This is a genomic window from Actinoplanes lutulentus, assembly GCF_003259845.1.
GTDB classification, from domain to species: Bacteria; Actinomycetota; Actinomycetes; order Mycobacteriales; family Micromonosporaceae; genus Actinoplanes; species Actinoplanes lutulentus.
In genome coordinates, this window is sequence record NZ_QLMJ01000010.1 from 70496 (window position 1) to 83673 (window position 13178).

Consider the following 13178-nt stretch of genomic DNA (forward strand, 5'->3'; position numbering starts at 1 on the left):
CCTCCTTCGACTCGACTGCTTTCGACCTGACTGCGGGATCCCGCCCGCCGGCGAACCGGCGGGCGGGACACGACACCAGTTTCACTCCGGATCTGCGACGGCGACCATCGCCGGACGGAGCAACCGCTCGCCCAGGTTGTAGCCGCGACGCATCACCTCGACGCAGGTCGGCTCCGTGACGTCCGGGGACGTCTGGTGCGCGACCGCCTCGTGCAGGTTCGGGTCGAAGGCGTCGCCTTTCTCGCCGAACGCGACCAGACCGAGTTTGCCGGTCACCGCGGTGAGCTGTTCAGCCACCGAGGCGAACGGTCCGACCAGGTCGCCGTGCTCACGCGCACGGTCGATGTCGTCCAGAACCGGGAGCAGTGCGGTGAGCACCGAGCCCGTGGTCTGTTCGGCAGCGGCGCCGCGGTCACGGTCGACCCGCTTGCGGTAGTTGGCGTATTCCGCGGTGACCCGCTGCAGGTCGTGCGTCCGCTCGTCGAGCTCGCTGCGCAGCGTTGCCAGCTCGATGCCGATCGCGGTGATGGCGTCGTCAGACACCGGAGCCTCGTCCTCCTCCTCGGGGGCGCGATGAGCGCCACCCGACTGAGCCACCGGATCCTCGGCGGGGGTCTCCTCGGCTGACGAATCGATCTCGCCTTGGATGACTTCCCGCTCGGTCACCGGACCGTCGTTGTCGTCGTCCTTGGCCGTCACTTCTTGTCGTCCTCCACGATCTCGGCGTCCACGACGTCGTCGCCGCCGTTACCGGTGGAGGGGCCGGCGCCGGTGGCGCCACCCGGAGCGCCGGCACCGGCGTCCGGACCGGCCTGCGGGGCCTCGCCCTGCGAGTACAGCAACGAACCGGCCTCCTGGGAGACCTGCGACAGCCGCTCGTGAGCCGACTTGATCTTCTCGATGTCGGTGCCGCCGAGGGCGCCGCGCAGCTCGCCGAGAGCCTCGCCGATCTTGTTCTTGCTGTCCTCGGGGAGCTTGTCGCCGCTCTCCGCCAGGAACTTCTCGGTCTGCCACTGCAGCTGCTCGGCCAGGTTGCGGGTCTCCGCGTCCTCGCGACGCTTCTTGTCGTCGTCCGCGTGGTCCTGTGCGTCGCGCATCATGCGCTCGATGTCGTCCTTCGGCAGCGCGGAGCCGCCGGTGATCGTCATCTTCTGCTCCTTGCCCGTGCCCAGGTCCTTGGCGGACACGTGCACGATGCCGTTCGCGTCGATGTCGAAGGAGACCTCGATCTGCGGAACGCCACGCGGAGCCGGCGCGATGCCGCTGAGCTCGAAGGTGCCGAGCTTCTTGTTGTACGCCGCCATCTCGCGCTCGCCCTGGTAGACCTGGATCAGCACCGAGGGCTGGTTGTCGTCAGCCGTGGTGTAGACCTCGGAGCGGTGCGCCGGGATGGTGGTGTTGCGCTCCACCAGCTTGTGCATGATGCCGCCCTTGGTCTCGATGCCCAGGGACAGCGGGGTCACGTCGAGGAGCAGAACGTCCTTGACCTCACCCTTGAGCACGCCGGCCTGCAGAGCGGCGCCGACCGCGACGACCTCGTCCGGGTTCACGCCCTTGTTCGGCTCGCGGCCGATCAGGCTGTTCACCAGCTCGGTGACCGCCGGCATGCGCGTCGAGCCGCCGACCAGGATGACGTGGTCGATGGCGGCGAGCTTGACGTCGGCGTCCTTGATCGCGGACTCGAACGGGCCCTTGCAGCGGTCCAGCAGGTCCTGGGTCATGCGCTGGAACTCGGCGCGGCTCAGGGACGTGTCGAGGTGCAGCGGGCCGTTCGCCCCGGCCGTGATGTACGGCAGGTTGATGCTGGTGGTGCTGGCGGCGGAGAGCTCGATCTTCGCCTTCTCCGCGGCCTCGCGCAGACGCTGCAGGGCCATCTTGTCCTGGGAGAGATCGATGCCGTGCTCACCGCGGAACGTCTTGACCAGGTGGTCGATGATCCGCTGGTCCCAGTCGTCGCCGCCCAGGTGGTTGTCACCGGAGGTCGACTTGACCTCGATGACGCCGTCGCCCAGCTCGAGCAGCGAGACGTCGAAGGTGCCGCCGCCGAGGTCGAAAACCAGGACGGTCTGCTCCTTGGAGCCCTTGTCCAGGCCGTAGGCCAGGGCCGCCGCGGTCGGCTCGTTCACGATCCGCAGGACGTTCAGCCCGGCGATCTCGCCGGCTTCCTTGGTGGCCTGACGCTGGGCGTCGTTGAAGTACGCCGGAACCGTGATGACGGCGTCCGCGATCTGCTCGCCCAGGTAGGCCTCGGCGTCACGCTTGAGCTTCATCAGCACCCGCGCGGAGATCTCCTGCGGGGTGTACTTCTTACCGTCGATGTCGATCGACCAGTTGGTGCCGACCTCACGCTTCACCGAGCGGATGGTCCGGTCGGGGTTCGTCACCGCCTGACGCTTGGCGACCTCGCCCACGAGAACCTCGCCGTTGCGGGCGAAGGCGACGATCGACGGAGTCGTCCGAGAGCCCTCCGCGTTGGCGATGACGGTGGGCTCGCCTCCTTCCAGAACGCTGACGCAGGAGTTCGTGGTGCCGAGGTCGATGCCGACCGCACGTGCCATGGTTGTGCCTCGCTTCTTACCGCTTGGTTCGTACAGGGTTGAGTGGAACCGACTCAATGATGCCACGGTGACACGCAACGTCAAATCGAAGTTGAGTCAGAGCGGCGCAAGTCGGCGCGTGAGGCCGGTGATTCGGAAATCACCTGCATACCTGTCCGGTCACGGCATACCGGGAGCTGTTGCCCGAGATGCATAGATCGTGCACGCTTTACCCGTGACGACGCACGGAGACGCGGTCGGTCCGTCGGCCCTTTCCGCCGTCCCCGCCGTAACGGATGAGAAAAGCCAGGTCAGCGGTAGCCCATCAGAGCGTACGGGGACAGACCAGCCTCGACCGGCAAACCAGGGAAACCTCCCTGAGCCGGCCGCGGTGCCACCCGCCCTGGGACGCCTCGCCACCGCATTGAGTGAATTGCGCTCGGCATTGGGCGCTGTGTCGTACCCATTGGTCCTGCCCTCGGCGGAGGAAGCACGCAGGGTGGGCGGGTCGCTGCGCTCGCAGCTCGACGACTACCTTCTGCCGCGCCTGGCCCGGCTCGACGCGCCGCTGCTCGTGGTCGTCGGCGGTTCCACCGGCGCGGGCAAGTCCACCCTGGTGAACAGCCTGGTCCAAGCACCGGTGAGCACGGCCGGCGTGCTGCGGCCGACCACCCGGTCGCCGGTGCTGGTGGCGAACCCGGCCGATCTGACCTGGTTCGGCCGTGGCGGGCTGCTGCCCGGCCTGGTCCGCACCGGCGAGCAGAGCACCGACCCGAACGTGTTGCAGGTCATCGCCGCGCCGTCGATCGGTCCCGGCGTGGCCCTGCTCGACGCGCCCGACATCGACTCGGTCGTCGACCAGAACCGCAAGCTGGCCGCACAGCTGCTGGCCGCCGCCGATCTGTGGCTCTTCGTGACCACCGCCGCGCGGTACGCGGACGCCGTCCCGTGGGAACTGCTGACCACCGCCCGGCTGCGCGGCACCGTGATCTCCCTGGTGCTGGACCGGGTCCCGGCCGAGGCGGCCGCCGACATCGCCGCGCACCTGGGCGAGATGCTCACCGAGCGCGACCTCGGCTCGGCCCCGCTGTTCGTGATCCCGGAAACCGGTCTGGACAGCAACGGCATGCTGCCGGAAGCCGCGGTCGGCTCGATGCGCCAATGGTTCGCCCAGCTGTCCTCGGACGCGAACGCGCGCTCCGCGGTGGTCCGGCAGACCCTGGACGGTGCGCTCGGCGCCCTGTCCCCGGCTCTGCACGGCCTGGCCGAGGCCGCCGACGAGCAGCTCTCCACCGCCCAGGCGCTCGACGAGCGGGTCGCGGCGGCGTACCGCAGCGCCCGGCGCACCACCGAGGAAGGCCTTCAGGACGGCCGGCTGCTCCGCGGCGAGGTTCTGGCCCGCTGGCAGGAGTTCATCGGCACCGGCGAGTTCCTGCGCAGCCTGGAGTCGCGAGTGGGCCACATGCGCGACCGGCTCCTCGCGGCACTCAGCGGCCGCCCGGCGCCCGGGCGCAACCTTCAGGTCGCGATGGAATCGCAGCTGGTCACCCTGCTGCGCGGGGTCTCGGCGGACGCGGCCGAGCAGGCGTACGCGGCCTGGCAGTCGCACCCGGCCGGCGCCGCGCTGCTCGAACCCGCCCTGCAGAAAGCCGACCCCGAGCTCGCACAGCGCGCCGACCGGCTGGTCCGGGACTGGCAGCAGTGGGTGCTCGACCTGGTCCGCCGGGAAGCCGCCGACAAGCGCACCGTGGCCCGCGGAGCGGCGTACGCGGTGAACGGCGCCGGCCTCGCCGTGATGATCGCCGTGTTCACCACGACCGCGTTCATACCCACCGGCCTGGAGGTCGCCGCCGGTGCCGGAACGGCGGTCGCCGCGCAGAAGGTCCTCGAGGCCGTCTTCGGCGACCAGGCCATCCGCACCCTCGCGACCCGCGCCCGCACCGAGCTGCTGTCCCGGGTTGATGATCTACTCGCCGCCGAGGCCGCCCGGTTCACCGAGCGGACCGCGACGGTACGCCTCGAAGCCGAGCCGGGCACGCTGTTGCGCCGGGTCGGCACCGAGGTGGAGGCTGCCAGGAAGGAACTCGCGTTGACCGGACCGGGGCAATGAATCTCGTGGAACAAAAGGTGGACGCCGAGGACCTGTCCCGGCGGCTCGAAGCCCTCTCCCGGTTCCTGCGGGTGACCGGGCCGTACCTCCCGGACGGCAAGCTGGTCGCAGCGCACACCCTGGTGGAACGGGCCGGCAATCGGCTCTCGCTGTCTCTGGACCACACCGTGGTGGCGCTCGCCGGCAGCACCGGCAGTGGCAAGTCGAGCCTGTTCAACGCGCTGGCCCGGTTCAAGCTCTCCCAGGTGGGTGTTCGCCGGCCGACGACCGGCACCGCGCACGCCTGCGTCTGGGGCCCGCTGGAGCCGGCGAACCGTCTGCTCGACTGGGTCGGGGTGCTGCCGCGGCAGCGCTTCGTCCGGGAAAGCGCGCTGGACGGCGACGACGAGGCCGGCCTGCACGGCCTGATCCTGCTCGACCTGCCGGACTTCGACTCGGTCGAGCGCACCCACCAGCTCGAGGTGGACCGGCTGCTCGGCCTGGTCGACCAGATCGTCTGGGTGGTCGACCCGCAGAAGTACGGCGACCGGGTGCTGCACCAGGCATACCTCTCCCAGTTCGCCTCGCACGCCGGCGTCACCATCGTGGTGCTGAACCAGGCCGACCGGCTCACCCCGGGCGACACCGAGGTGGTGCTCGCCGACCTGGGCCGGCTTCTCGAAGAGGACGGCCTGACCGGCACGCCGGTGCTGGCCTCCTCGGCGAAACAGCCGGGCATGCTCCGCGACCTGCGCGGCGCCCTGGAGAAGACGGTCGCCGACCGGCAGGCCGCGCTGCGCCGGCTCGCCGCCGACCTGGACACGGTCGGCGAGGAACTGGCCGTCACGATCGGGCCGCCGGCCGCCGAGGACGAGGTGGACCGGAGCACGGTCCGCCAGTTGTCCGACTCGCTCGCCGCGTCGGCCGGTGTCCCGGCGGTGGCCGATGCGACCGCCGAGGCGTACCGGCAGCGGGCCGCGGCGGCGACCGGCTGGCCGCTGGTGCGCGGGCTCAACCGGCTGCGCCCTGACCCGCTGCGCCGCCTGCACCTGGGCGAGAAAACGCCTACCGACGCGGTCTCCACCGACATCGTTCCGCGTACCTCGGTGCCGGCCGCTGATGCCGCGCAGCGCTCCGCGGTCGGCATCTCGGTCCGGGCGGTCGCGTCCCGGGCCGCGGCGCCACTGCCGGAGGTCTGGGCGCCGGCGCTGACCACAGCGGCCCGATCCCGGGCCGACGATCTGCCGGACGCGCTGGACCGGGCGGTCGCCACGACCGACCTCGGTGTGCAGCGTGCCCCGATCTGGTGGCGGGTGGTCGGTGGCCTCCAGTGGGTGCTGCTGGCGACCGCGGCGGCCGGTCTGCTCTGGCTGATCGCCGGTTACGCGATCCGCGCCCTGGGCCTGCCCGAGCTGGACAATCCGCAGGTGGGAGCGGTTCCGCTGCCGACCCTGCTGCTGCTCGGCGGCCTGCTCGCCGGGCTGCTTCTCTGGCTGCTGCTGAAACCTCTCGTGGTGGCGGGTTCGAAACGGGCGAAGCGCCGGGCCGAGCAACGGCTGCGTGCCGCGGTCACCGAGGTGGCCCGTGCGCACGTCGTCGTTCCGGTCCGTGAGGTGCTGAACGCGTACGCCCAGGCGAGGGAAGCGCTCGGCGTGGTGCGTTCGGAGTAGTTCTGCCGGGTGCCGCGAGCGTAGGCTCGCGGCATGCCCGCACCCCGCCCCGTGTACGAGGCCGTTCTCCACGCGGCCCGCGACGTCACGAAACTGGGCTGCGCGCTCGATGCCGAGATGCTCGGCACCGCGCTGCTCGGCAGCATCTACTCGGTGGCCGCCGAGCGCCGCGCCGAGGCGGTCCGCGATTTTGTGGGCCGTTTCCTGGTCGCGACCGAGCGGCAGCACACGCCCGAGGCGGTGACGATCCGGGAGGTCTTCGCCGCGCTCGTGCCGGACGCTGACGGAGCCGCGGGTGTCGGTCACGACGGCCGGGCCCCGTCGTGGGTCACCGAGCTGGGCCGGGTCCGCCCGACCGGCTGTTATGCGTACGGAGACGTCTACGGCGACCAGACGTCATACCTGGTCACGTTCGCCTACGAGGACAGTGCCGACGGCGGCCCCGAGCACGCCGTGGTGGCCATCGTGGACCACAACATCGGCATCGCGAAAGACGTCTTCGTCTCGTCCTCGGCCGAGTCGATGCTGAGCCAGGTGCGCGCGCTCTGCGACGCCGACGAGCTGATGTGGTTCCGCACCGAGGACCCGGGCCGTCTGCGCGACGAGGTGGGCCGCCATCTGGAGATCACCGACGACCTCGGCGACCTGCCGGCCGACGGTTCACTCGCCACCGACCACGCGCTCGCCACGGCCCGGTTCGCCCTGTTGCCGGTGGTGAGCACCCCGCCGCTGGACGAGCCGACCGGCCGCAGCGGCGCCGACCTGGCCCGCGATTTCGCCGACTCACCGGAGGCGGCGGCCGAGGGGCTGCCGGACACCGCGCGCGAGGCCGACCGGGCCTCGTTCGCCTTCTGCGTCAGCCTGATCCTGGACCACGCGGAAACGCTGCCCGGCGCCGATCCGCTGCGCTGGAGCCCGGCCGTGGCCGGGCTGTTCCTGCTGGACTGGGTGCACCGGCGTGCCGTGCTCGACATCGACGACGCCGCGATGCTGCCGATGGTGATCCGCGCCTGGACGGCGTACTCGGGCCGTAAGCGTGGCCTGTCCGAGGCCGCTGTCGCCGGGACCAGCTCCGTGGTGGAGGAACTGATCCCGGAGTTCGTCCGTCTCTATCGGACCGGCGAGCGCCGCAGCCCGGCGACCGCCGCGGTCGCCCAGCTGATCTCCGAGGGCGTCGACCCGAACGACATGACCGCGATCGAGGCCTGGCTGGACGCCAACCGCGAGGACTGACAACCAGTCAGCGCTGGTTGATGTAGTGGTCCTCGGCCGGCCCGGAGTGGTGCTTGCCCACCCTCGTGCTCCGCTGCCAGGCGGCGCTGATCTCAGCGGCCTGCTGGGTGTACTCGGCTCGGTGCGCCCCGCGGTACGGCCGGTTGTTCATCATCCGGCTCTCGTCCGAGCGGGGCTGGGTGTCGTCGGAGCGGCTCTGCGAGAAGAGCCGGTTCATGTTGAGTCCGCGCTCCGGATAACTCTGCTCGAGGATCCGGGCGGGTCGGATGTTGTACGGGCGCTCGGCCACCGCTGACCTCCGGCTGGGTTCGTCATCGTCTTCTTCACAGGGCTCTTCCGCGTCCGCCGGCACTTCGGGCAGCCCCGGCACCGTGGGGAAGTCCTGCGGTTCCTCCGGACGGGACACGTCGTCGCCCTCCTCAGGCACTACCGGCAAATCCGGCACAACGGGCAATTTACCCCGAACAGGAAATTCTCGTGGTTTTGCAGGATCCGAAATCGCCGGATTCTTCCGCCCCGGCGCCGGCCGCTTCCGGGTCGGGCTCTTCGAACGCGGCGTGCCCTTCCCCGCGTACCCATGCTTTGTCTGATCTTTATCGGCCACGCCCGAAGCCGGACCGGAACCGTAAGAGCGACCACCCGAAGGCCGATAGGCCGCCGGGCCGGAAGGCCCGCCAGACGGGGAGGCGGCAGGCGCGGAGGGCGACGGCGTCGCGGGAAACAGAGAGGGAGGCAGAGAGGCAGGCAGAGAGGGCGACAGAGAGGGCGACAGAGTGGGAGATAGCGAGGGCGACAGGACCGGCCAGGACGGCCCGGGGTCGATCGGCCCGCTGGACGGCGGCGGCAGGAACGGAACGTCCATGGCGCCCGGCCGATCCCGCCCGGAGATCTCGTTCGAGCCGGTGGTGAGTACGGCAAGCGTCGGCACCGAAGCGAGCCCGACCAGGAACGCCACCATGATCACGTACCGACGGGTCGTCCCGGAGAAGCCGTGATCCTCGCTGTACACCCCGTCGAGGCGTTTACGCAGCACCTTGAAAGGTGGTGCGAAGTCGTCTTCATCGGGCAGGTGCGGCACGCGAGAGCTCCTTGTACGAAGAAAGATCCACCTGGATCCGTTCCGGACAAAGGGCTGAACGACGCATTCCTGTTTCGGCAGCGGCACCCCCATGCCATTCGTACTAGAGTGAGATCACAAAGACTACTAAATCGGACAAATACCCTTAACGATGCGTCAGCAGAAAACTTAATTTCGTGATCCACGCAGTCTGTAACGGCGCTCACTCCCTCTGTCAGGATGGGATCGACGGCACCGCCGCCGTCGCCCTCCGCCAACCAGCGGGGCTTCGGCGGGTTCGTCCCGGCAGAACCAACGGCCGGAAAAGCCGCGCGGCAACCCCACCCGGGCCAGGCGCGGCCAGCCCTGAGTGGTCAGCCGCGTGGCCGGGAGACACCCGCCGCGGGGCGTGGAGAGGAAACAGGAGACACGGATGGCGAAAGGCGAGCGCGAGAAGGCCGGAAACGATGTGCCGGCCGGCGGCTTCGTCCAACTGCTGACCCCCGACGGCGAGCGCATCGAAAGTGCGACCACCGCCGACGGAACCACCTACACCGTCGACTTCACCGACGAGGAATACCGCGAGCTCTACCGCGACCTGGTGACCGTCCGGCGTCTCGACGCCGAGGCCGTCGCCCTGCAGCGTCAGGGCGAGCTGGGCATCTGGGCCAGCCTGCTCGGCCAGGAGGCCGCCCAGGTCGGATCCGGCCGGGCCCTGCGATCACAGGACATGGCCTTCCCGACGTACCGCGAGCACGGCGTTCTCTACTGCCGGGGCATCGACCCGATCATGCCGTTCGGCCTGTTCCGGGGCGTCGACCAGGGCGGCTGGGATCCGAACGAGTTCCGGTTCAACACGTACACCATCGTGATCGGCTCGCAGACGCTGCACGCCACCGGTTACGCCATGGGCATCACCATGGACGGCAAGACCGGCAGTGCCGACGGCGAGGCCGTGATCGCGTACTTCGGTGACGGCGCCACCAGTCAGGGCGAGGTCAACGAGTCGTTCGTCTGGTCCGGTGTCTTCAACGCACCCATCGTCTTCTTCTGCCAGAACAACCAGTACGCGATCTCCGAACCCCTGGAACGGCAGACCCGGGTCCCGCTCTACCAGCGTGCCGCCGGTTACGGGTTCCCCGGCGTACGCGTCGACGGCAACGACGTGCTGGCCAGTTACGCGGTGACCAAGGCCGCGCTGGACAACGCCCGCAACGGACAGGGCCCGACCCTGATCGAGGCGTACACGTACCGGATGGGCGCGCACACCAGCTCGGACGACCCGACGCGTTACCGGATCTCCAGCGAGGTCGAGGCGTGGAAGGCGAAAGACCCGATCGCGCGTCTCAAGGCCTTCCTCGCCAAGCAGAAGGTGGCCGGCGACGACTTCTTCGGCGAGGTCGACGACACCGCCGGCAAGCTCGCGCTTGACCTGCGCGAACGCGTACTGGCGATGCCTGATCCACAACCGGTGGCGATGTTCGACAACGTCTATCCGAACGACTCGCCGGAGCTGATCAAGCAGCGCAAGGCGTTCGAGGACTACCAGGCTTCGTTCGAGGGGAGTGGGCACTGATGGCCGAGACGATCAACTTGGGCAAGGCACTCAACCACGGCCTGCGCCGCTCCCTGGAGAACGACCCGAAAGTCGTGATCATGGGAGAGGACGTCGGCAAGCTCGGCGGCGTCTTCCGGATCACCGACGGCCTGCAGAAGGACTTCGGCGAGAACCGGGTGATCGACACCCCGCTCGCCGAGGCCGGCATCATCGGCACGGCGGTCGGCCTCGCCATCCGCGGTTACCGGCCGGTCTGCGAGATCCAGTTCGACGGGTTCGTCTTCCCGGCGTACAACCAGATCGTCAGCCAGGTCGCGAAGATGCACTACCGGTCCAAGGGCAACGTCCGGCTGCCGATCGTCATCCGGATCCCGTTCGGCGGTGGGATCGGCGCGGTCGAGCACCACTCCGAGTCCCCTGAGGCCTACTTCTCGCACACCCCCGGCCTCAAGGTCGTGACCTGCTCCAACCCGGCTGACGCGTACGCGATGATCCAGCAGGCGATCGCGTCGGACGACCCGATCGTCTTCTTCGAGCCGAAACGGCGTTACTGGGAGAAGGGCGAGGTCGACCTGGACCTCCCGCTCGACGGCGCGTACCCCTTGCACGCCGCGCGAACGGCCCGTCCCGGCAACGACGCGACCCTGCTGGCTTACGGCCCGATGGTCAAGGTGGCGCTGGACGCCGCCGCGGCCGCCGCCGAGGACGGCCGTGACCTCGAGGTCATCGACCTGCGCTCGCTCTCGCCGATCGACTACCCGGTGATCTTCGACTCGGTCAAGCGGACCGGTCGCGCCATCGTCGTGCACGAAGCGCCGGGCAACCTCGGCCTCGGCTCGGAGATCGCCGCCCGGATCACCGAGGAGTGCTTCTACTCCCTGGAAGCGCCGGTCCTGCGCGTGACCGGTTATGACATTCCTTATCCCGCGGCCCGCGCCGAGGAGGAGTACCTCCCCGACCTGGACCGGGTGCTGGACGCCGTCGACCGTTCGTTCGGCTGGTGACCCCGATGTCACGGATCAAGGAATTCAACCTGCCCGACCTCGGCGAAGGCCTCACCGAGGGTGAGATCCTGGCCTGGCTCGTCAAGGTCGGCGACACGATCGAACTGAACCAGCCGATCGTCGAGGTGGAGACCGCCAAAGCGGCAGTGGAGATCCCCGCGAAATGGGGCGGCGTCGTCACCCGGATCTTCCACGAGGCCGGCACGGTGGTCGAGGTCGGCAAGCCGATCATCGCGATCGACACCGACCCCAGCGCCGGTCCGGCTCCTTCGGATCCCCCCGCCGCGACTCCCGCAGGCGAGGAGACCGAAGCCGGTCTCATCGGTGGTCCGGCTCCGGGCGGCCGCACGGCCGTCCTCGTCGGTTACGGCCCGCGAACCACAAGCGCCAAAAGAAGAGCCAGGATCGGTACGCCTACGCCTGCCACAAGCGCAGCTACCCCTCCCCCGCCTCCGGCGGCTACCGCCGATCTCCCGCCCGCACCGCCCGCAAAGGCATTGCGGCCCGTGGGATCGGGGGTCCTCGCCAAACCGCCGGTCCGCAAGCTGGCCCGGGACCTCGGCGTCGACCTCACCTCGCTCACCGGCTCCGGTCCTCTCGGATCGGTGACGCGTGACGACGTACACAAGGCTGTGAACGAAGCGCAAGCACCCGCGGAGCCGCAGCCGATCGCGGTTCTGAATGGCGTCGCAGACGCCGGTTCGCGGGAGCAGCGCATCCCGATCAAGGGGGTGCGGAAGCTGACCGCGGCGAACATGGTCGCGTCGGCCTTCACCGCGCCGCACGTCACGGAGTTCCTCACCGTCGACGTGACCCGCTCGATGAAGACGCTGGAGAAGCTGAAAGGCCGGCCGGAGTTCGCCGAGCAGCGGATCTCCCCGCTGCTGCTGGTGGCGAAAGCCGTGCTGCTGGCGATCAAGCGGCATCCGATGATCAACTCGACCTGGTCCGGCGAGACCGGCGAGATCGTGGTCAAGGAGTACGTGAACCTCGGCATCGCGGCGGCGACCGAGCGCGGCCTGATCGTCCCGAACGTCAAGGACGCCGGCCGGCTCACCCTGCCCGAGCTCGCCACCGCGCTGAACGATCTGGTGCGGACCGCGAGATCGGGCAAGACGCCGCCGTCCGACATGTCCGGCGGAACGTTCTCGATCACCAACGTCGGCGTCTACGGCGTCGACACCGGCACTCCGATCCTGCCGCCCGGCGAGTCGGCCATCCTGGCGCTCGGCGCCATCCGGCCGACGCCCTGGGTGCACAACGGCAAAATCAAGATCCGTGAGGTGACGACCCTCGGGCTCTCCTTCGACCATCGGATCGTCGATGGCGAGCTGGGCTCGAAGTTCCTCCGCGACATCGGCGCCTTCCTGGCCGACCCGAAGACGGCGATGCTCACCTGGGGTTAGATTCGTTCGTCGCCGACGGTTGTGGACTTTCGATTCTTAGGCACATGACCCAGCTCACCCCCTGAAACTTTGGCAATGGCATAGCCAAAGGCGCATACTTCAATCAACACCGAGACGTGCGCCGAGGTGACCGCCACAAGCGGGACCGGTCGCGCTCGTCATGAGCAGGGCCGGCCAAGAGCCGGGGAAAGAAGCAGTGCCATGAGCATGATCGACCGCATCCGCCGGCGTCGGATGATCAGCCGCCAGAACCGCGCCATCGACCGCGCCATGCAGTCGGCGCCCACGCAGTCGATGCGCGACGAGATCGCCTTCTTCTCCCAGAGGCAGCCCAGCTAGGCAGCCGCGCTGGAGCGCTTCTCGGGGGGAACAAACATCGAACGGCCCGTCCGGATCATCCGGACGGGCCGTTTCGTGTCAAAAACCACGCTTGAAGATCGGACAACAGTCCCTCCGGGGCGTACACCGGGATTCCTCACGCCGCCGACGCCCGGTACGGTTGGGCACGGTTCCCAAGCCGGCACGGCCGGTCGGCGGACGGGACCAGGGCCCTTCTTGATCGGGGCCCGGCACGGCCTGGCCGGAGAGCTGGCACGGCCCTTTGGTGGAAGGACGCCGCAGGGG

Annotated in this window: 11 protein-coding genes; 8 read left to right on the forward strand and 3 right to left on the reverse strand. The window is 69.3% G+C overall.

What is annotated here, in order from left to right:
- Nucleotides 1-81: 81 nt before the first annotated feature.
- Together grpE and dnaK are read right to left on the reverse strand one after the other, a co-directional pair.
- Nucleotides 82-699 carry a nucleotide exchange factor GrpE gene (gene grpE / locus B0I29_RS21730; protein WP_111650880.1) on the reverse strand — a complete coding sequence of 206 codons (618 nt, stop codon included), beginning with the start codon at nucleotides 697-699 and terminating at the stop codon, nucleotides 82-84.
- Nucleotides 696-2558: a molecular chaperone DnaK gene (gene dnaK, locus B0I29_RS21735; protein WP_111650881.1), complete on the reverse strand. Its 1863-nt coding sequence runs from the start codon at nucleotides 2556-2558 to the stop codon at nucleotides 696-698. Before dnaK ends, grpE begins: the two co-directional genes overlap by 4 nt.
- A 214-nt stretch (nucleotides 2559-2772) precedes the next feature.
- Between dnaK and B0I29_RS21740 the strand changes: the two genes are divergently transcribed.
- The 3 genes from B0I29_RS21740 to B0I29_RS21750 are packed head-to-tail and all read left to right on the forward strand — an operon-like array spanning nucleotide 2773 to nucleotide 7529.
- Nucleotides 2773-4647, forward strand: coding sequence for an ABC transporter (locus B0I29_RS21740; RefSeq protein ID WP_375790619.1), 1875 nt, complete (start codon nucleotides 2773-2775; stop codon nucleotides 4645-4647).
- On the forward strand, nucleotides 4644-6296 hold the full coding sequence (locus tag B0I29_RS21745) for a GTPase (protein ID WP_111650882.1): 1653 nt from the start codon (nucleotides 4644-4646) through the stop codon (nucleotides 6294-6296). Before B0I29_RS21740 ends, B0I29_RS21745 begins: the two co-directional genes overlap by 4 nt.
- Before the next feature lie 33 nt (nucleotides 6297-6329).
- Complete coding sequence (locus B0I29_RS21750) at nucleotides 6330-7529, forward strand: hypothetical protein (RefSeq protein ID WP_111650883.1); 1200 nt, start codon at nucleotides 6330-6332, stop codon at nucleotides 7527-7529.
- 7 nt (nucleotides 7530-7536) lie between these two features.
- Here B0I29_RS21750 and B0I29_RS45245 read toward each other — a convergent pair whose 3' ends face one another.
- Nucleotides 7537-7935 carry a hypothetical protein gene (locus B0I29_RS45245; protein ID WP_181557914.1) on the reverse strand — a complete coding sequence of 133 codons (399 nt, stop codon included), beginning with the start codon at nucleotides 7933-7935 and terminating at the stop codon, nucleotides 7537-7539.
- 367 nt (nucleotides 7936-8302) lie between these two features.
- On the opposite strand from B0I29_RS45245, the gene B0I29_RS45250 reads away from it, so the two are divergent.
- From B0I29_RS45250 to B0I29_RS45830, 5 genes are all read left to right on the forward strand, one after another.
- Nucleotides 8303-8524: a hypothetical protein gene (locus tag B0I29_RS45250; RefSeq protein WP_146616852.1), complete on the forward strand. Its 222-nt coding sequence runs from the start codon at nucleotides 8303-8305 to the stop codon at nucleotides 8522-8524.
- Between the two features lie 495 nt (nucleotides 8525-9019).
- The gene (pdhA, locus tag B0I29_RS21765) at nucleotides 9020-10162 is read left to right on the forward strand and encodes a pyruvate dehydrogenase (acetyl-transferring) E1 component subunit alpha (protein ID WP_111650886.1); all 1143 of its coding nucleotides are present in this window, start codon (nucleotides 9020-9022) and stop codon (nucleotides 10160-10162) included.
- Nucleotides 10162-11148 (forward strand): alpha-ketoacid dehydrogenase subunit beta, encoded by a 987-nt coding sequence (locus B0I29_RS21770; protein WP_375790618.1) that lies wholly within the window; start codon nucleotides 10162-10164, stop codon nucleotides 11146-11148. The genes pdhA and B0I29_RS21770 overlap by 1 nt, the downstream gene beginning before the upstream one ends.
- A gap of 5 nt (nucleotides 11149-11153) precedes the next feature.
- The gene (locus B0I29_RS21775) at nucleotides 11154-12554 is read left to right on the forward strand and encodes a dihydrolipoamide acetyltransferase family protein (RefSeq protein WP_111650888.1); all 1401 of its coding nucleotides are present in this window, start codon (nucleotides 11154-11156) and stop codon (nucleotides 12552-12554) included.
- Between the two features lie 201 nt (nucleotides 12555-12755).
- A complete protein-coding gene (locus B0I29_RS45830; protein ID WP_181557915.1) occupies nucleotides 12756-12893 on the forward strand; it encodes a hypothetical protein in 138 nt (45 codons plus the stop codon).
- Nucleotides 12894-13178 lie beyond the last annotated feature (285 nt).

Coding starts and splice junctions, on each gene's coding strand:
- dnaK (WP_111650881.1), bottom strand. CDS start 2,558: ATGGCACGTGCGGTCGGCATCGACCTCGGCACCACGAACTCCTGCGTC.
- B0I29_RS21745 (WP_111650882.1), top strand. CDS start 4,644: ATGAATCTCGTGGAACAAAAGGTGGACGCCGAGGACCTGTCCCGGCGG.
- B0I29_RS21750 (WP_111650883.1), top strand. CDS start 6,330: ATGCCCGCACCCCGCCCCGTGTACGAGGCCGTTCTCCACGCGGCCCGC.
- pdhA (WP_111650886.1), top strand. CDS start 9,020: ATGGCGAAAGGCGAGCGCGAGAAGGCCGGAAACGATGTGCCGGCCGGC.
- B0I29_RS21770 (WP_375790618.1), top strand. CDS start 10,162: ATGGCCGAGACGATCAACTTGGGCAAGGCACTCAACCACGGCCTGCGC.
- B0I29_RS21775 (WP_111650888.1), top strand. CDS start 11,154: ATGTCACGGATCAAGGAATTCAACCTGCCCGACCTCGGCGAAGGCCTC.
- B0I29_RS45830 (WP_181557915.1), top strand. CDS start 12,756: ATGAGCATGATCGACCGCATCCGCCGGCGTCGGATGATCAGCCGCCAG.